Raw genomic sequence first — 18,043 nt, forward strand, 5'->3', positions numbered from 1 at the left:
TACAGCCTGCTGTGCATGCGTCGCTATAAAAGCCGGCCTAGACTCTTTTTAAGGCTGCGTTTTGTAAAACATGGTTTGTATCCCTTTTCAACTAATGTTACAGTGATATACGGGGCCTATTTTCACAGTGCCTCCATGGAAGGCATGGCATCTGGCGGGAAAGGAGTGCCCAATTTGCGGGACAATAACAATAAGCAGCCAACTTTTGCCTCTCTAAAATGGTTTAACTTTTTTGTATACGGAACAGTCGTTTTGTTCACCAGCTTTTTTCCGCTTTATCTGCAGGATGTCGGCATGAACAAGCTTGAAATCGGCAGCCTGATGTCGGTGGGCGCGCTGGTCTCCATCGTAGCCAATCCGTTCTGGGGAATCTGGACCGACAAGTATCAGAATATCCGCAGGATCGTCCTTGTAATGCTTACCGGGACACTGGTGCTGTCGCAGCTTGTTTTTCAGGCCTATACATATGAAACGATCTATATCTCCATCCTTTTTTTCTACTTTTTTCAGGGCCCGCTGTTCGCCCAGAGCAACACCATGATTCTCAGCTATATTGAGGATACCGGACACCGCTTCAGCTCCTTCCGGCTGTGGGGGTCGCTGGGCTGGGCATTTACGGCTATTTTGGCCGGTCCGGTTATTGAATGGGCTGGGGTATCCGTGTTGTCTTATTTGTTTGCGGTACTGCTCGGTATGGCGATGCTCGCCCTGGTTGCGCTCCCGCGGCTGAGTCACTCCATCGGGATTGCGCCGCTGCCGTTCAAGGGCTTCCGGCATATTTTTTATAACCCGTTCTTTCTGTGCTTTATCTTCTTCGGTATCCTGGTGTCCATCCCCAATACGATGAACAACACCTTTGTATCGCTGTATATAACGGAGCTTGGCGGCAGCAAAACCATGATCGGACTCGCCGTCTTCCTCTCCTCCATCCTGGAGATGGGCGTGCTGGTGCTGTGCGACCGCTTCCTGAAGCGCAAAATATCCGTGCTTCTGGCCCTGCTGGCCGCGGTAAGCGCGCTGTTCCTGCTCCGCTGGGGACTGATGGCCGAGGCAACCGCCCCCGTTCAGGTGGCACTGATCCAGATTCTGCACTGCATCACCTTCGGCGGCTTCTTCTATGTCGGCACCCAGCTGACAATGCTGCTGGTTCCCCCCGCATACCGTTCCTCGGGACAGGCACTGTATACGCTGACCTGGAGCGGCATCGCCGGCATTCTGGGCGGCGTGCTCGGAGGCTGGCTGTACCAGAACCTGGGCGCGCAGAGCATGTACCAGTCCGGTGCCTTCCTCGCCTTTATTGGAACGTGCGGCTTCGGCCTGATGGCGCTGTTCGTCATCCGCGGCGGCTACCGTCCGAATGCCCAGGAGGAGCTGGAGGAGCTGGAGGAGCTGGAGAATTGAAGCTGGCCACACCCGGTCATTGACGCCGTTAACCAGCGGATTTTATAATCAGAATAAAACGGACGAAGAACGTCCCGTACTCCAAGCTTATTGGGGTGCGGGACTTTTTTTATATTTTTGTATGCAGGGGGAGATTTATAAATGGGATTTGCTGAAGAGCACGAGAAGTGGCTGAACCGCCATAAGCGGAGGAGAACCGGCGAACGTCTGGATCGTCTGGAGCGGGGGCACGGGCATGGGGAGAAGTTATTTGCAGAGCGGGTGTGGTGGCCGTTATTCGGGGATTTCAAACATCTTCATCCAGAGTATGAGGTTTCCGATTGGCGCGGCCGTCCTTACTTTGTTGACTATGTCTGGAAGCCGGGGCAGGTTAAGTTTGCGATCGAAATCAAGGGCTATGGCCCCCATGTACAGAACACCGACCGGACCAGATACCGGCAGGAGCTGAACAGGGAAACTTATCTGCAGATTGCAGGGTATCGTGTGCTCGCGGTGCCGTATGATGATCTGGAGTCTTCACCGGAGCTGACTATATCGTTATGTAAAACTTTATTTTTTCCGTGTCTGCTGCAAAAATCCGGAGACGGGCTCAGCAAATATACAAAACTGGAGCGGGAAATCCTGCGGCTCGCAGCATGCTCGGACGGAATCATCCGGCCTGTTGACTTAGTACATGGTCTCGCGGCTGATCCAAAAACGATCAAAAGGCATATTACTCAATTGTGCGAAAAAGGCAGGCTGAAGCCCGTCCTGAGCTCAAGTGGCAGCCGAATTCGTAAATATGAGTATATTCATAATATGTTGGATAATGATTTATGGTAGTAGTTAGCGGGTTAGGTAGATGGGCTCATTAGTGGGAGTTTTCCCTCTATTCCTACGCTTAGCATGGCAAAGCGAGCTCGTTAGTGGGATTTTTCCCCTCTATTCCTGCTTTCAGCATGGCAAAGCAGGCTCGTTAGTGGGATTTTTCCCTCTATTCCTACGCTCAGCAGGGCAACGCGGGCTCATTCCTGCTTTCAGCATGGCAAAGCGGGCTCGTTAGTGGGAGTTTTCCCTCTATTCCTGCGATCAGCAGGGCAAAGCAGGCTCGTTAGTGGGATTTTCCCCTCTATTCCTACGCTCAGCAGGGCAACGCGGGCTCATTAGTGGGATTTTTCCCTCTATCCCTGTGCTCAGCATGGCAAAGCGAGCTCGTTAGTGGGATTTTCCCCTCTATTCCTACGCTCAGCATGGCAAAGCGAGCTCGTTAGTGGAATTTTTCCCTCTATCCCTGTGCTCAGCAGGGCAAAGCGAGCTCGTTAGTGGGAGTTTTCCCTCTATTCCTACGCTCAGCATGGCAAAGCGAGCTCGTTAGTGGAATTTTTCCCTTTCATTCATACCAGCAGCAGGCCGCCGGCCCGCAAGGCTGCTGTCACCATGCGGAAGCAGGAAACAAACAGGCCGCAAAAAGGCTGTCCCCGTCATCGCAAGACAACAGGGACAGCCTATTATTATGCAGCCTTATTTGCCAGGCTGGAATGAGCTTTTCAGCGATACGACCAGGTTGAACACGAGGTGTTCAGGGGTCGAATATTTGCTGTCCACGTTAAAGTAGCCGTGGCGGAAGAACTGGAACTTGTCCTGCGGCACGCTGTCCTTCAGACCCGGCTCGACGAAGCCCTGCAGGATCTGCAGTGAGTTCGGGTTGAGCTGATCAAGGAAGGTTGGCTCCGGCTTGCCGGCAGACACCTCAAGGCCTTCAACCTCAGCCTCGGCATCAGCCTCTTCAGCCGAGATCAGCGGCTCATACAGGCGGAACTCCGCCGGAACAGCCTGACTGGCATCGACCCAGTGCAGGGTGCCTTTGACTTTACGGCCGGTAAAGCCGCTGCCGCTTCTTGTCTCCGGATCATAGGTGCAATGCAGCTCCACCACTTCGCCGTTCTCATCCTTAATGAAGTCGTTACATTTGATGAAGTAGGCGTTCTTCAGGCGCACCTCATTGCCAGGGAAGAGGCGGAAGTATTTGTTCGGCGGCACTTCCATGAAGTCATCGCGTTCAATGTAGATTTCACGGGAGAACGGAATCTGGCGGTTGCCCATTTCCGGATTCTCCACATTGTTCTCAATCTCAAAATACTCCGTCTGGCCTTCCGGATAATTCGTAATCACGACCTTCAGCGGCCGCAGCACCGACATGGTCCGCGGCACGGTCAGCTTCAGATCCTCACGGATAAAATGCTCCAGCATCTGCAGGTCCACGAGGCCCTGGCTTTTGGAGATCCCCGTCTCATGTACAAAGTTGCGGATCGCTTCCGGCGTATAGCCGCGGCGGCGCAGTCCGGAGATGGTCGGCATACGCGGATCATCCCAGCCGTCGACATGGCCTTCATCCACCAGCAGCTTCAGCTTGCGCTTGCTGGTCACCGTCTGGGCCAGATTAAGACGGCCGAACTCATACTGATGCGGCGCAGCCGGCATCTCGCATTCAGCGATAACCCAGTCGTAGAACGGGCGCTGGTCCTCGAACTCCAGGGAGCACAGGGAGTGGGTCACGGCTTCAATAGCATCCTCCAGCGGATGGGCAAAGGTATACATCGGGTAGATACACCAGGCATCGCCTGTATTATGGTGATGGGTATGCGAAATCCGGTAGATAACCGGGTCGCGCAGGTTAATATTCGGCGAAGCCATGTCAATCTTGGCACGCAGCACCTTTTCCCCGTCCTTGAATTCACCTGCACGCATACGCCGGAACAGGTCAAGACTCTCTTCGCTGCTGCGCTCGCGGTACGGGCTGTTTTTGCCGGGCTCAGTCAGTGTGCCGCGCAGCTCACGGATCTGATCGGCGGACAGGTCGTCCACATAGGCTTTGCCTTTTTGGATCAGCAGCTCGGCCCGTTCATACATCTCGTTAAAATAGTCGGACGCAAAACGCAGCTCCTCCCACTCATAACCGAGCCACTTCACATCCTCCTTGATGGAGTTCACATATTCCGTATCCTCTTTTAGCGGATTGGTGTCGTCGAAGCGCAGGTTTGTTTTGCCGCCGAATTCATCAGCCAGTGTAAAGTTAATCCAGATCGCCTTGGCATGTCCGATATGTAAATAACCGTTCGGCTCCGGCGGAAAGCGGGTGACCACTTCTTGTACTTTACCTGAGCTCAAATCTTCGGTAATAATATTCTTAATGAAATTGGAGGGGGTTCCACGGTTCTCCACAGCTATCAACCTCTCGTTCTGTAATGTTACTGCGTCCTTGTATGAACATGTTTCCTATTAATATACCCGTTAACCGGAGAATGATCAATGAATTGGCTAACGGAGCGCTCTCCCGGGGTACTTTGACTTCACTCCGGGCGATAGAGTAGCATGGGAAGCATAACGCTTTTATATTATCATTTTGCTGAAAAAGGGGGCTCATTTCAATGAAGCCAATCAAGCTGCCCAAAGAGCAGCGCGATCTCATCACCGAGAACATCCGCAGCTACTTTGAAGCGGAGCGCGGCGAAACGATCGGCCATCTCGCAGCGGACAATCTGCTGGAATTTTTCCTGAAGGAGCTCGGGCCGGCCATCTATAACGGGGCGCTCAGCGACTGCCGGACCCTTGCTGTACAGCGCATGCAGTCACTGGAAGAGGATATTTACGCCCTCGAATGGAAAAAGCGTTAAGCAGCATACCGGCCCCGTGCCGTAAGAGGAGGCAGCCGCATGTTTAACTATGTCATTGATGATGAGCTTGTGCTGAAGCTGCTGATGCCCGAGCACGCACGCCCGATGTTCGCGCTGGTCGAGCGCTCACGGCTGCGGCTGCGGCAGTGGCTGCCCTGGGTAGACGGTGTAAGTGAAGAGGCGCATATTGCCGCCTTCATCAAAAATGCCGTCAGGCAGGGCAGCGAAAACGGCGGGTTCACCGCCGGACTGTGGGTCCGCGGAGAGCTTGCCGGCATCATCGGGTATCACGAAATCGACTGGCCGAGCCGTTCAGCCGGCATCGGCTACTGGCTGGGCGAAGGCTACGAGGGCAACGGCTATATGACCAGTGCCTGCAGGGTGTTTGTCGATTATGCCCTGCTGGAAATGGAGCTGAACCGGATCGAAATCCGCTGTGCGACCGGCAACAAACCAAGCCGGGCCATTCCCGAACGGCTGGGCTTCGTGTTCGAGGGTGTGCTCCGCCAGTCAGAGAAGCTGCCGCACGGCTATGTGAACCATGCCGTCTACGGCCTGCTGCGCAGTGAGTGGAAGCTGCTCGGCTGAAGCTTGCGCGCATGCCGCGCACAGCATACTTCGCCGCATACACAAGGAAACAGCCTGGGGGCTTAGCCACCCAGGCTGTTTTGCTGCTTCAAGGCAGCAGCCGCTGCAAGCCGCAGTCTCTCCTGCACAGTGCCTGCGCTGCAGCCTTTCACGGCAGCTTCCACAGGAAGCTGCCTCTCCCTCACCTGCCTGCAGCTGCTCTGCTTTCCTCCTGCGGCTTAGCGCTGGCCGGCATTCCGGCTATGTACGGAATCCCGCAGGCTCTACGCCCGCTCCAGCCATTTCTTGAAGTCATCGCGGATCTCATCGGTCAGCGCGCCAAGCTCAGCCAGCTCCCTGAGATCTGTCTTATCCTTCCGTCCGACCTCCATCGCCTTGAGCACTCGCCGGACTGTATAATCTCCCTCACCGGACTCAACCTTTACAACAGGGTCGCCGGCACCAACCGCGCCTTCACGCAGCACGCGGAAATAAAAGCCGCTGTACCCGGTGGACAGCACCTTGGCCGGCATGTCATTTGCGCCGTGCTTCTGCGAAAGCTTAAAGCACGGGAAGCGCGGCTGGCTGACCTGCAGCAGGGCTGTACCAATCTCGTACACATCACCGATACAGACCTCTGTCTCCAGCAGCCCGCTTACCGTAATATTCTCACCAAAGGCGGAATACGCCAGCTTTTTGCCGAGGTGCTCCTCCCAAAACGTATAATGCTCGATCGGGTAGACACAGACTGCCCGGTTAACACCCCCGTGATTGATGAGATCCGCCTGGCCGTCACCGTCGAAGCCCAAAGCGTGGAGCCGTACCGGCCCTTCCGCAGGCAGCTTGTAAATCCCTGTCTCCAGCGGCTTGCCGCGGTAATCTACCGTTACAGGCTTGCCTACATTAAGCGAAATGACTTCCATTCTGATTCCCTCCATTCAGCATACAGCCCATAAAAACCTCATCAACATATTGCCCGCCCAGGTAAAATTCTTCCTTCAGCCGGCCTTCTTCCTCAAAGCCGCATTTACGGTAAAAAGCAAGCGCCGGCTTATTGCTCGACAGCACACGCAGCCGCAGCTTACGGATGCCATGCGCTGCCGCATGCTGTTTGATCGCTTCTATCAGCCTGCTGCCGATCCCCTGGCGCTGAAACTGCGGATCGATCGCGATGTTCACCTCGCAGACATGACGGTTGCTCTCCATGCCGCTGGGACAGCCAAAGCCGACATAGCCGCACAGCTCACCATTCTGCAGCGCCACAAGCTGGGAGCCCGGCGGTGCATGCAGCAGATAATCCTCACGGGAACGCCACATTAACGGTCCCGGTGTTGTATCTTCTGTCCAGATCATATTATCAAGCAGGATCAGCTCACGCACATCCCTGAATTCCGAGGGCCGGATCGTGAGCGAGCCTTCATTAATTTGCTGCATAGCTCCTCAACCCCTTGCCTTTTGCTCTAAATTCCCGCTCCTTGTGCCGGAGCCCAGCTTTATCCATTATACCGCATTTTGCTCCAGATTACGGGCTGGCCGGTTAACATAGGCATGGATCACAAAAAATCCGACTGCCAGCACCGCCATGCCGCAGGCAAGCCATCCGGTGGGCGCAAGCCCGCCCCGGTCAAACAGGCCGCCCATCAGGGCCGGGCCGATCACTCTGCCGGCTGCCCCGATCCCGCCGCTGAGTCCCATATAGAACGGGGCGTTACGGCCGGCGGTATCTGCAATAAAGGCCGGGGTTGCCGGCGAGATCAGCATCTCACCTAGCGTCGCCAGAACCATCGCCAGCACAAGGCCCGGATAGCTCGGCATCAGCAGAATGACCCCATACCCGCTCAGGTAAAATACAGCGCTTGCCGTCATCTGGGCATTGGAAGTACCGGCGAACCAGCGTTTAATCAGGCTTATCACCGGCTGGGCGGCAAAGATCAGGATGCCGTTAAGCGTCCAGAGAAAGCTGTAGAGGCTTTTGGACCAGCCCTCCGAAATAATAAACGGGGAAACTCCCGTATTCCAGACAGAGTTGCCGACCAGCAGAAACATGGTTCCCAGCGACAGATAGAGGTACAGCCGGGTATTGCCCGCCAGCTTCCAGCCTGACTGCTCCCGGGTCCGGGCTTTGTGCGGCACCTCCTGCACCGGATGGCTGGTGATTTTACGCAAATACACCAGGAAAAACACAGCAAAAATGGCTGAGGTCAGCCCGTTCATCACAAAGCTCAGCATATAGGAGATATCCGCGAGAAATCCGCTGAGTATCGTGCCGAGCGCCACTCCGATATTATTGGCTACATAAATAATATTGAACAGCTCACCGCGCCGCTCAGCGAAACGGAAGCCGACAAAAGCCTGGATGGCAGGCTGGGCCATCGAATTAAACAGGCCGACAAGTCCCATAACGACCATAAATAAATACCAGTTTGAGCTGGATACAGGCAGTGCGAACAGGGCCATTGCATTCATAGCCAGCGCACCGACAATCAGGCGTTTAACCCCCAGCTTATGATAGAGCGAGCCGCCCAGCAGCTGTCCGGCGATGCCTCCGAAGGACTGGATCGCGATAACGATCCCTGCATCCTGCATACTGCGTCCGAGCTCCTCAAATACATACATCGTTACCAGTGGCCACATGAGTGCACTGCCGGTCGCATTAACCAGGCTTGCAATCAGAAATACTTTGATCTCCCTAGGATAGTCCTGCAAAAACTTCATAGCTTGTCTTTCATCCCCTGTTACTTATATGTCGTCAATTCATCCAGTATCATCCCAAAACAGGGTGAAGGGCAAGCTTTCACACTACCGCTTTATCGCGTTATTCCAGTATAGAATTATCAGTGCCGTATTGCGTTGATAATCAGACAGATCCGGGCACGGCTAGTGCCTTTTCCCGCTTTTTCACTTCTACCGTAGCGGAGAAAAAGGTTGCCCCGCCGTCCATATCACTCAGCCGGTCCGGCGTAAGTACATTGACCCGCTGCTGCTTTCCTTTGCTGCCCCACCATAGCCCCTGGCTGATCACGGTGCCCGGCAGCATCTTATCCGTCACCATGGCTGTGATTTCCACTGCACCTCTGCCGTTGTACACGGTGATCTCATCACCGTCCGCAATTTCGCGGGCTGCTGCATCTACAGGATGAATCTGCAGGACCGGTGCTTTTTCCATCCGCTGATGCTTCTCCACATTGCCGAAGGTGGAATTCAGGAAGTTATGGTTTGGCGGAGAGATGAACATCAGCGGATACGCTGTCCCCTGCTCCGGACGCCGTACTCCGTCGTAGCCCTCCTTAAGCGGCGTATAGACAGGCAGCGGCGGCAGGCCAGCTTCCTCCATGGCTGCGGAGTAGAGCTCGATCCGGCCCGAAGGGGTCGGCAGCGTCTCCAGAAAATGCGCCTTCGGCGTCATATCCAGCTTGACGAACCGCTCGGCCTTCAGCCGCTCCAGTGTTACCCCGTTCAAGTACGGGTTGTCCGGATAATTAAGCGCCTCAGTAATCATTTCCTCTTCAGACTGGCCGAAAATCTCAGGCTCAAAGCCCATAGCCTGTCCCAGCAGCGAGAAAAGCTCCACATTGCTCTTGCACTCGCCCGGCCGCTCCAGCACCGGCTCCTGCAGCTGTATATAGTGATGCCAATACGAGCTGTACAGGTCAGTATTTTCAAAGGTTGAGGCTGCCGGCAGCACAATATCGGCATACATCGCCGTATCAGTCATGAACAGATCATGCACGACCGTGAACAGGTCCTCCCGGGCAAAGCCCGCCTTTACCTTATCGGCACTCGGCGCCACAACCAGCGGATTCGTGCCGTAGACGAACAAGCTCTTAACCGGCTGCTCCTGCTGAGCCAGCACCTCTCCGATCCGGTTCATATTAATGCTGCGCGCCGGATTGCTCCGCAGCCCGGGCCGGGCCAACGCCTGCGAATTTACAGAGCTATAGCCGCCGTTGGACCTGATTGCCCCGCCCCCCGGCTTCAGCCAGGCACCGACCAACGCGGGCAGGCAGGCAATGCTGCGGACGTTCATCCCGCCGTTGTCATGATGCTGCAGCCCGTTGCCGATGTGGATATACGGCACTCTGGCTTCACCGTACAGCTTCGCCAGCTGCTCGATGTCCGCCGCAGGCACACCGGTTATCTCTGACACCAGCTCCGGCGGATAGCCCAGCGCCTGCTGGCGCAGCTCTTCATGTCCTAAAGTATACTTTTGCAGAAAAGCTTCATCCGTCAGCCCGTCGCGGAACAGAATGTGCATCAGGCCAAGTGCCAGTGCAGCATCCGTGCCCGGATACAGCGGCAGAAACCAGTCGCCCCACTGGGCGGTCCGGTTGCGGTGCACATCAATGACAACAATCTTTGCGCCGCGTTTGCGGGCCTGCTCCGCAAAAACAACCTGGTGCATATTGGTGCTGACAATGTTGCCGCCCCAGACGATGATCAGATCAGCGTTTACCGTATCCTCAGGACTGGCTCCCCCGTCCATGCCCATCGTGTACGCCCAGCCGGTTGTTCCGGCTGCATTACATATCTTGGCGTCCAGGCGGCTTGCGCCAAGCCTGTTAAAGAAGCGGCGGTCCATCCCGCCTACGCTAAGCACGCCCATATTTCCATAGAAATAATACGGCAGAATACTCTCCGGCCCGTGTTCGGCAGACAGCTGCTTATAACGGCCGGCGATCTCGGCGATTGCCTCGTCCCAGCTGATCTGTTCAAAAGCCCCGCTGCCCTTCGGGCCGGTGCGGCGCAGCGGGTGCATCAGCCGCTCCGGATGGTGCACCCGTCCGGCCATGTTCCGCACCTTGTTGCAGATCGCTCCCTTGGTTACCGGATGTGCAGGGTTTCCCTCAACCTTTACAATCCGGCCGTCCTGCTTATGGAGCAGCAGGCCGCAGGTATCAGGGCAGTCCAGCGGACAAACCGCCGGAAAAATACCGTCCTTGCTATGCTTCAAGGCTGATGCCCTCCTTTTTCATTCAAGTGAGGTCTGACATTCTATTTAATCTGAAAGCTCATTTGTCCATTGTATAGCGGGTGCTTCCCAGCGTAAAGAAAATCACTTGATTCAGGCTGATTCGATCATAGTATGTCCGGGTAATAGAGCATATGAAACACTCCCTATTTATTCGCCGTGATAATCCGATTTCGTTCCCCCGAGTCGGATCAGCACGGCGAATTTTGTGTTATTTTCCATTGATAGATTACCGTCCGATACAAAAAGACACTGCCGGAGGCTCCGCCCCCTGTCTGCAGCATAAGCAGGAGGAGCGTAACTCTGGCAGTGTCTATTATGGTTCTTACCATTACTGTTGAAGCAGTTATATTAGTGCGGGTTCTAGGCGTGCTTCTTTACGCTGGAAGCCGCCGCTACACCTTCTACCGGCTGAACGGCTGCCGGCGCTTTGCGCAGATAAGTCATATAATAAGCCGCTGCTACAAAGACTGCGCCCCCGGTAAGATTGCCCAGCCAGACCGGAACGAAGTTGTTGAAGTAATCAAGCCAGGTAAAGTGTCCTTCAAATATAGCAGCAGGGATCAGGAACATGTTAGCTACAACGTGCTGGAAGCCGATGGCTACAAACGCCATAGTCGGGAACCAGATGCCGAGGATTTTGCCGCTGAAATTATCCGCTCCGTAAGAGAGCCATACCGCAAGGGCTACCAGCCAGTTACAGCCGATCCCCGAAACAAAAGCCTGTACGAAGGTGACGTCGATCTTATGCTCCGCCATATCAATCAGCTTCTCCAGATAAACTCCTTCAGCCGTCAGACCGACCACATGACCGAAGAAATAAGCAACAAACAAGGCACCTGCAAGGTTGCTGAGCGTAATCAGCACCAGGTTCTTAATGACATCCCAGAACGAAATCTTCTTCGCTATAAAAGCCAGCGGCACAGCCATCATATTACCGGTCAGCAGCTCCCCGCCGGCCAGCAGCACCATAATCAGTCCGACCGGGAAAACAGCGGCCCCGATAAAGTTCGCGATAGAGCCCCATTCTGCGGGAGCATTCGCGATAACGCGAATATCAAGTAAAAATCCGAGTGAAATAAATGCCCCTCCCAGAAAACCGAGAATAAGTACGGCTGCAAGCGGGTTATGAACCTTCTTGATTCCGTTCTCCACCGTTACCTCGGCAATCTGTTGCGGTTTGTTGTATGCCATGATTCCTATCCCCTTTGAAAATTACTTAAAATTTGTTCCTTTATCTCATTGTAGCGTGATCCCAATCACATTTACGTGATAAATGTCACCACAAGAAACGCTTAGTGAAAGTTTTCACTGACATGTCAAATTTAGCACAGCACAAAAGAGATGAATGTTAAAAAAAACACAGTAACAGTTCATCCAGAGTTATGTATACAGCGCGAAAAACATTGCCGGAAATGCAAAAAACCGGAGCCCTTCCGGCTCCGGTGCTGATTCCGCTATGATTGTTAAACGTTCACTGTCTCTTTGCGTTCTACTGTCTTGGGAAGGGCCTGCAGACCGGCAGTGTTCAGGAAATTCCACGGCTTATTATAATGCGGCTGGAAGAAGAAATCGATAAAGGCCAGCTGGTCTACCGTCATCCGGTTCTGGATGCAGACCGACACCGTATTGATCGACTGGGTCAGGTCCATTTTGGACATAATCTGCGCTCCGAGAATCCGGCGTGTGCCGCGGGCATACACTACCTTCAGCTGCACTTCCTCAACAGTCGGCATAAATTCCGGACGGTAGTTGTCGGTAATCATTACGCTCTCTACCTCCATGCCTTCTGCCTTGGCTGCTTCTTCGGTCAGGCCGGTACCGGCAATATTGTCCTCGTAAATTTTGATGCCTGAAGTTCCCTGTGTGCCCATATAAGGAATGGTGCTCGACACCAGATTGCGGGCAACCAGAGTACCCATGCGGACCGCATTGGTCGCAAGAGGAATATACGCATGCTGTCCGGTCGGATTGTAATGGATCGAGCAGCTGTCTCCGGCAGCGAATACATCCGGCAGGCTGGTCTGCATGTAATCATTGACCATAATCGCACCATTCGGCAGCATATCCACCTGGCCCTTAAGCAGCTCTGTGTTCGGACGGAAGCCGATGCAGAGAATGACCAGATCGGTTTCATGCTCGCCTTTGCTGGTAATAACCTTGGTTACCTTACCATTCTCACCGGCAAAGGAGCTTACCTTTTCACCGAGAGCCAGCTTGATGCCGTGGTCCTCGAGCGATTTTTGAATCGGAGCTGTGAATTCCTCGTCCAGGTATTTGCTGAGGATGCGCTCCTCTCCGTCAATCAGGGTTACCTGCTTGCCGTTCATCTGGAAGGCTTCAACCAGCTCGACCCCGATGTAGCCTGCGCCGACTACAGTAATTCTTTTTACCTGCTCGGCACGCTCAATAATGGTGTTCGAGTGGTTATAGTTCTTGGAGAGCAGGATGCCGTCCAGCTCCATTCCCTCAAGCTTAGGTATAATCGGCCAGGAGCCGGTAGTCATAATCAGCTTGTCATACGTATCATTAAATTCCTCACCGGTTGCCAGGTTACGGGCGCGCAGTGTTTTGGCGGCAGTATTTACATTAATAACTTCATGGCGCATCTTGGTGGTAACACCGAGCTCTGCCAGCTTTTCCGGTGACGAATAGAACAGGCCTTGCGGGTCCTTAACTACTCCGCCTACATATAGGGCAATGCCGCACGACAGGAAAGAGATATTATCATTGCGCTCGTACACCGTAATCTCGGCGTCCGGGTAAAGCTGTGCGGTATTAACAATTGCGGCGGTTCCGGCATGGGTACATCCAATGACTGCTACTTTCATGATTTCTTCCTCCTCCAAATTGGCAAGCATATTTATTTATTTTTTGTTTGCGTATGTGATTAATTTCACTTTATACGTTGATTATATTGTGATTTTTCTCACATTACAAGTATAATTGTGATTTTTCTCACATTGTTCACAATTTGGATTACCTTCTGGTTTGTTACCTGCAGCAGTACGCTGCTCCGGTTAAGTTATTTTGCCCAAGCAGGCGGAGTTTATGTCTCCTGGCAGCAGGAAGAAGCGGTGTAAGGAATCCGGTTGTATCCGATAGGCGCCTATTTATTTTTACCCAAAAAAAATCCCTGATACCACAGCGGCAAGCCGCCGGGCACAGGGAACGCATTAATTTTTTTTCATTTGGACAGCCGGCTGGGCTATTCCAGGCCGTGCAGCACGCCATCCTCATCGACCAGCAGCCCTTCGGCAGCAGGTCTGGCCGGAAGGCCCGGCATCGTGACTATATTGCCTGTGATTACTACGGCAAAGCCGGCGCCAAGCGACAGCGTTATATCACGCACCCCCATCGTAAAGCCTTCAGGCGCACCCAGCAGCCTCGGCTGGTCAGAGAAGGAATACGGGGTTTTGGCCATGCATACCTGAAGGTGCTGCAGACCATGCTTCTCAATAACCGCCAGGCTGCGTTTGGCTGCCGGTGAGAAGGCTACTCCGGTACCCCGGTAGATTTCGGTAACGATTTTATTGATTTTAGACGGAATGTCGAGCTGGTCCTCATAGAGGGGAGCAAATGTCCCCGCAGGTGTATGATCCAGCAGCTTTTTCAGCTCCCCGGCCAGCTCCAGCCCACCCGCTCCGCCCTCAGCCCATACCTTGGAAACAGCAGCTGGTACACCCAGACGGCGGCAGGCCTCCAGCACTGCATCCACCTCATCCGGCGCATCGCCCTCAAAATGGTTCAGCGCTACCAGTACCGGAACACCGAATTTGCCGAGATTCTGTATATGGCGCTCCATGTTCGCCAGCCCTGACAGCAGTGCTGCACGGTTGCCTTCATACAGCTCCTCCTTGCGTACGCCGCCATTGTACTTCAGCGATTTTACGGTTACCACGAGTACAGCTGCGGAAGGGGCCAGTCCGGCCTGGCGGCATTTAATGTCCATGAACTTTTCTGCACCGAGGTCAGCCCCGAAGCCGGCCTCTGTGACTACTACCTCGCCCAGCTTAAGCGCATAGCGGGTTCCGATTACGCTGCTGCAGCCGTGGGCAATATTAGCAAAGGGTCCGCCGTGGATAATAACTGGTGTTCCCTCCAGCGTCTGCACAAGATTCGGCTTCACCGCTTCCTTGAGCAGCGCGGTCATTGCTTCGACTGCCCCGATATCCTTGGCTGTAACCGGCTGGCCCAGCATATCGTAGCCCACCAGCATGCGGCTCAGCCGTTTTTTCAAGTCGGCAAGATCCTCGCACAGGCATAGCACCGCCATAATTTCGGAAGCGGTCGTGATCTGGAAGCCGCTCTCCCGCACGGTTCCGTTGCCGTCCCCGAGTCCGGTCACAATATTCCGCAGGCTCCGGTCATTCATATCCATAACACGTTTCCAGACAATGCGCTGGGGGTCAAGCCCGAGGGCATTCCCCTGGAATATATGATTATCAATCATTGCGGACAGCAGGTTATGTGCCGAGGTTACGGCATGAATATCACCTGTGAAATGCAGATTGATATCGTCCGCCGGAACAATCTGCGCCTTGCCGCCGCCTGTTGCCCCGCCCTTCATGCCCAGGCAGGGCCCGAGCGACGGCTCGCGTAATGCTGCTACCGTCTTGATACCCGCTGCATTCAGCGCCTGTGACAGCCCGATCGTTGTCAGTGTCTTGCCTTCTCCGGCGGGGGTAGGATTGACCGCGGTAACAAGCACCAGCTTGCCGTCCGGCTTATGCTTAACCTCTTCCCACAGGGAGGGAGCCAGCTTGCTTTTATATTTCCCGTACAACTCCAGATGCTCCCCGTCAATGCCTGCTGCCGCTGCTACCTCTGTAATTAACCTCATAACTGTATAAAACCCTCCTGCCGTATTATCCTGCTCCGCTTGCCGGTAATCCCATCCTGAAAGCTGCTCTATATGTATTAACGCCGATGATGTTTCCTCTTCAAAGAATACATTGTCCGTGAAAAGCGTCAAGGATTATTTTCATAGCATGCCCGCTGCAAAAGCAAAAAGCCCTTCCGTCAACGGCAACGGCCGGCATCCGGAAAGGCTAATTTTCAAATGGCTCTATAAATGCGGCTGTGCTCGGGTTACAGCAGGGACTCAATAAGTTCCTTCATGGTTTCCGGCGATTCCTTCGGCTCAACCCGGGCTGTTACCCTGCCGTCGCGGCCTACCAGGAACTTGGTGAAATTCCACTGGATATCGCTGCTGTCGGCCGTCCCCGGCTGCTGCTCCTTCAAGTACTGGAACAGCGGGCTTGCCTCCGGCCCGTTAACATCGGTTTTGGCGAACACGGGGAATGTCACGCCGTAGTTAACCTGGCAGAATTCCTCAGCCTCTTCACTCGTTCCCGGCTCCTGGCCGGCAAACTGGTTGCAGGGAAAGCCAAGCACCACAAGCCCCTTGTCCCCATATTGCTCATACAGCCTCTGAAGGTCCCCGTACTGCGGGGTAAGCCCGCACTTGCTGGCCGTGTTGGCTATCAGCAGCACTTTGCCTTCATAATCCTTAAGCGGCACTTCCTTACCCGAAGGTGTAACTGCGGCAAAACTGTAGATCGACATTGGCTTATCATCCTTTCGGCTGCTATTGGTCAATGTCATCATACCTTATTCACCCGGGCAAACACAAAAATGAAAGGTGCATTACCGCTGTTTGAGATTGTAAACAATGCTATATATGCAAATCGCCAGATTGAAGGCCGGAGTATCAGCAGCTGTATTCACTAGCAGCGGTATAGATCAGGCAATTGTATTACCGCCGTGCAAGCTTGACCAGCATATGCGCCAGCCGGTGCCGCTCCTCCTTGTTGCCTACCTTCCACAGCTCCTGCAGCAGCTTCTCCTCGCGGTTGCGCGGCTCTTCGTGGTCGGCCAGATAACCGGCTATTTTTTCCGCTGCCACCGCCAGCTGCTCTTCACCCAGCCCGATCTTCTGCGCCAGCTGAATACGCTTACTCAAATAATCCTGGAAATGTCCGAAATCCTCCAGAATCTGCTCCTTCTGCTGCGGCTCAATCCGTTCCAGGGCATCGCTTACCCGGTTCAAGCTCACATTTCCGTCCTTGCTGACTACATGATTATGCTCGGACATTCTAAACGCCTCCGCTCTTGATATAGTATGGTTTCCCAGTACTTAACCAGCGGTTTCAGGGGTGAACCAAAAAACGGCCCCGTTACCGGGACCGCCTGCCTGCTAGTTCGACACCGGAATGGCGTCGTAATATTCCTCCAGGGTAATGTCTCTTTCTGCAATTTCTCCAGCCAGCTCAATACCCACATAACGGACATGCCACGGCTCGTATTTATAACCGGTTATCGCCTGCTTGCCTTCGGGATAGCGGATAATAAAGCCGTATTCTGCAGCATGGTCAGCCAGCCACTCGGCTTCCTTCGTCCCTCCAAAGCAGCTTTCTGCAGCACATTTGCCGTCGCTGCCGGAAATGTCGATTGCAAGGCCTGTCTGATGCTCGCTGTGGCCGGGAACCGCACTGTAGGTGTTGGCTTTTTCTATGCCGTCTCTTTTTACATAGTTGTTGAACAGGGTGGTCTGCGTCTTCTCAGAGCGGTAGGCGGACACACCGGCAAGATGGATACCGTCACTCTTTGCGCCTGCAAACATCTTCTCAAGCGCGGCGGCGGCCGTCTTGCGCATCATCCGCTTCTCAATCTTCTCGGAGAAAAGAAACGGCACCTCCGGATACACCAGATCGGCCGGCTTGTATCCGTCAGGGAGCTTGTACTGCTTATTGACCATCACGGCTACGCTGTCCGGCTCGGCGGCGGTAAACTCGGCATCAGGTGCACCGCTCCCGCCGGAGGGCTTGGCCGTTGCAGCCGGCTTAGCCGTTGCTGCGGGCTTGTCGGTCGCCTGGGCAGTCGGCTCCGGCTTGTCTGTTGGTGCGGCGGTCGGCTCATCCGCCGTGCCGGAGTCTGTCTGCTGCGGTGCTGCGGTGGCTGCAGGTGTGGCAACCGGTACGGCTGACGGACCAGCGGATGCCTCCGGGTCAGCCACCGGCGGAGCAAGGACCCCGTCGCCGGTACCGGCAGATGCCCCTTCTTCCTGCGAAGCCGAGGGCGACGGTGATGTATATTTACCGATTCCCCAGCCAATGGCGATAACGGCTACGAATAAAATAATGACTTTGGCGGTTCTGGACATATGCTGCTTCCTCTCAAGTTGTTTTTTAGATACTTAGCCTGCTGATTTACGTTGAAACATTATTTACAATTTTCATTATAGACAAGCATTGCGTCGAAAATGTTTCAAAATGTTAAATTTAATGTAATGAATGCCCCCCGGCTGAAGTGGATAGGAGTAATTTAGTGCAGCTATTGTGACGGCTCCCCTCGGGGGAGCCGGGGGTTGGGCTGGTTTGGGGTGGAATTAAGGGCGGAATCAAGGGCATAATTGCCTCTGATTCCGCGCCCGGGCCGGCTTTGGGCGAAA

At 54.2% G+C, this 18,043-nt stretch carries 15 protein-coding genes; 4 read left to right on the plus strand and 11 right to left on the minus strand.

Annotated features, from left to right (window positions below):
- The first annotated feature begins 165 nt into the window (after positions 1 to 165).
- Positions 166 to 1,401: an MFS transporter gene (locus R70723_RS29635; RefSeq protein WP_305954257.1), complete on the plus strand. Its 1,236-nt coding sequence runs from the start codon at positions 166 to 168 to the stop codon at positions 1,399 to 1,401.
- A gap of 141 nt (positions 1,402 to 1,542) precedes the next feature.
- Positions 1,543 to 2,223, plus strand: coding sequence for a hypothetical protein (locus tag R70723_RS29640; RefSeq protein ID WP_039877679.1), 681 nt, complete (start codon positions 1,543 to 1,545; stop codon positions 2,221 to 2,223).
- Positions 2,224 to 2,901: 678 nt separating this feature from the next.
- Here the strand turns inward: R70723_RS29640 and R70723_RS29645 are convergent.
- Positions 2,902 to 4,611 carry a glutamine--tRNA ligase/YqeY domain fusion protein gene (locus tag R70723_RS29645; protein WP_076418395.1) on the minus strand — a complete coding sequence of 570 codons (1,710 nt, stop codon included), beginning with the start codon at positions 4,609 to 4,611 and terminating at the stop codon, positions 2,902 to 2,904.
- Positions 4,612 to 4,808: 197 nt separating this feature from the next.
- Here R70723_RS29645 and R70723_RS29650 point away from each other — a divergent pair, with 197 nt between their 5' ends.
- Positions 4,809 to 5,054 (plus strand): DUF2164 domain-containing protein, encoded by a 246-nt coding sequence (locus tag R70723_RS29650; protein WP_039877681.1) that lies wholly within the window; start codon positions 4,809 to 4,811, stop codon positions 5,052 to 5,054.
- A 39-nt stretch (positions 5,055 to 5,093) separates the two neighbouring features.
- Positions 5,094 to 5,642 (plus strand): GNAT family N-acetyltransferase, encoded by a 549-nt coding sequence (locus R70723_RS29655; RefSeq protein ID WP_039877682.1) that lies wholly within the window; start codon positions 5,094 to 5,096, stop codon positions 5,640 to 5,642.
- Positions 5,643 to 5,905: 263 nt separating this feature from the next.
- On the opposite strand, the gene R70723_RS29660 is transcribed toward R70723_RS29655, so the two are convergent.
- The 10 genes from R70723_RS29660 to R70723_RS29705 form a co-directional block, all read right to left on the minus strand.
- Positions 5,906 to 6,544 carry an MOSC domain-containing protein gene (locus R70723_RS29660; protein ID WP_081957524.1) on the minus strand — a complete coding sequence of 213 codons (639 nt, stop codon included), beginning with the start codon at positions 6,542 to 6,544 and terminating at the stop codon, positions 5,906 to 5,908.
- Complete coding sequence (locus R70723_RS29665) at positions 6,525 to 7,055, minus strand: GNAT family N-acetyltransferase (protein ID WP_039877683.1); 531 nt, start codon at positions 7,053 to 7,055, stop codon at positions 6,525 to 6,527. The genes R70723_RS29660 and R70723_RS29665 overlap by 20 nt, the downstream gene beginning before the upstream one ends.
- Before the next feature lie 66 nt (positions 7,056 to 7,121).
- Positions 7,122 to 8,336, minus strand: coding sequence for an MFS transporter (locus R70723_RS29670; RefSeq protein ID WP_039877684.1), 1,215 nt, complete (start codon positions 8,334 to 8,336; stop codon positions 7,122 to 7,124).
- A 142-nt stretch (positions 8,337 to 8,478) separates the two neighbouring features.
- Positions 8,479 to 10,572, minus strand: a complete 2,094-nt coding sequence (locus tag R70723_RS29675; protein WP_039877685.1) for a molybdopterin-containing oxidoreductase family protein — start codon at positions 10,570 to 10,572, stop codon at positions 8,479 to 8,481.
- 381 nt (positions 10,573 to 10,953) lie between these two features.
- Positions 10,954 to 11,784: a formate/nitrite transporter family protein gene (locus R70723_RS29680; RefSeq protein ID WP_039877686.1), complete on the minus strand. Its 831-nt coding sequence runs from the start codon at positions 11,782 to 11,784 to the stop codon at positions 10,954 to 10,956.
- 272 nt (positions 11,785 to 12,056) lie between these two features.
- Positions 12,057 to 13,421 carry an FAD-dependent oxidoreductase gene (locus tag R70723_RS29685; RefSeq protein ID WP_039877687.1) on the minus strand — a complete coding sequence of 455 codons (1,365 nt, stop codon included), beginning with the start codon at positions 13,419 to 13,421 and terminating at the stop codon, positions 12,057 to 12,059.
- Between the two features lie 377 nt (positions 13,422 to 13,798).
- Positions 13,799 to 15,433 carry a formate--tetrahydrofolate ligase gene (locus R70723_RS29690; protein WP_039879448.1) on the minus strand — a complete coding sequence of 545 codons (1,635 nt, stop codon included), beginning with the start codon at positions 15,431 to 15,433 and terminating at the stop codon, positions 13,799 to 13,801.
- A 248-nt stretch (positions 15,434 to 15,681) separates the two neighbouring features.
- Entirely contained in the window at positions 15,682 to 16,158 is a 477-nt protein-coding gene (locus R70723_RS29695; protein WP_039877688.1) for a glutathione peroxidase, read from the minus strand.
- Positions 16,159 to 16,348: 190 nt separating this feature from the next.
- On the minus strand, positions 16,349 to 16,687 hold the full coding sequence (locus R70723_RS29700; RefSeq protein WP_039877691.1) for a DUF3243 domain-containing protein: 339 nt from the start codon (positions 16,685 to 16,687) through the stop codon (positions 16,349 to 16,351).
- Positions 16,688 to 16,789: 102 nt separating this feature from the next.
- On the minus strand, positions 16,790 to 17,755 hold the full coding sequence (locus R70723_RS29705; protein ID WP_039877694.1) for a M15 family metallopeptidase: 966 nt from the start codon (positions 17,753 to 17,755) through the stop codon (positions 16,790 to 16,792).
- Positions 17,756 to 18,043: the final 288 nt, after the last annotated feature.

Source organism: Paenibacillus sp. FSL R7-0273 (assembly GCF_000758625.1).
GTDB lineage: Bacteria > Bacillota > Bacilli > Paenibacillales > Paenibacillaceae > Paenibacillus_AQ.

Excerpts from the sequence above, each read along its gene's own strand:
- R70723_RS29640 (WP_039877679.1), top strand. The coding sequence starts at position 1,543 with ATGGGATTTGCTGAAGAGCACGAGAAGTGGCTGAACCGCCATAAGCGG.
- R70723_RS29650 (WP_039877681.1), top strand. The coding sequence starts at position 4,809 with ATGAAGCCAATCAAGCTGCCCAAAGAGCAGCGCGATCTCATCACCGAG.
- R70723_RS29655 (WP_039877682.1), top strand. The coding sequence starts at position 5,094 with ATGTTTAACTATGTCATTGATGATGAGCTTGTGCTGAAGCTGCTGATG.
- R70723_RS29660 (WP_081957524.1), bottom strand. The coding sequence starts at position 6,544 with ATGGAAGTCATTTCGCTTAATGTAGGCAAGCCTGTAACGGTAGATTAC.
- R70723_RS29665 (WP_039877683.1), bottom strand. The coding sequence starts at position 7,055 with ATGCAGCAAATTAATGAAGGCTCGCTCACGATCCGGCCCTCGGAATTC.
- R70723_RS29670 (WP_039877684.1), bottom strand. The coding sequence starts at position 8,336 with ATGAAGTTTTTGCAGGACTATCCTAGGGAGATCAAAGTATTTCTGATT.
- R70723_RS29680 (WP_039877686.1), bottom strand. The coding sequence starts at position 11,784 with ATGGCATACAACAAACCGCAACAGATTGCCGAGGTAACGGTGGAGAAC.
- R70723_RS29685 (WP_039877687.1), bottom strand. The coding sequence starts at position 13,421 with ATGAAAGTAGCAGTCATTGGATGTACCCATGCCGGAACCGCCGCAATT.
- R70723_RS29690 (WP_039879448.1), bottom strand. The coding sequence starts at position 15,433 with ATGAGGTTAATTACAGAGGTAGCAGCGGCAGCAGGCATTGACGGGGAG.
- R70723_RS29695 (WP_039877688.1), bottom strand. The coding sequence starts at position 16,158 with ATGTCGATCTACAGTTTTGCCGCAGTTACACCTTCGGGTAAGGAAGTG.
- R70723_RS29700 (WP_039877691.1), bottom strand. The coding sequence starts at position 16,687 with ATGTCCGAGCATAATCATGTAGTCAGCAAGGACGGAAATGTGAGCTTG.
- R70723_RS29705 (WP_039877694.1), bottom strand. The coding sequence starts at position 17,755 with ATGTCCAGAACCGCCAAAGTCATTATTTTATTCGTAGCCGTTATCGCC.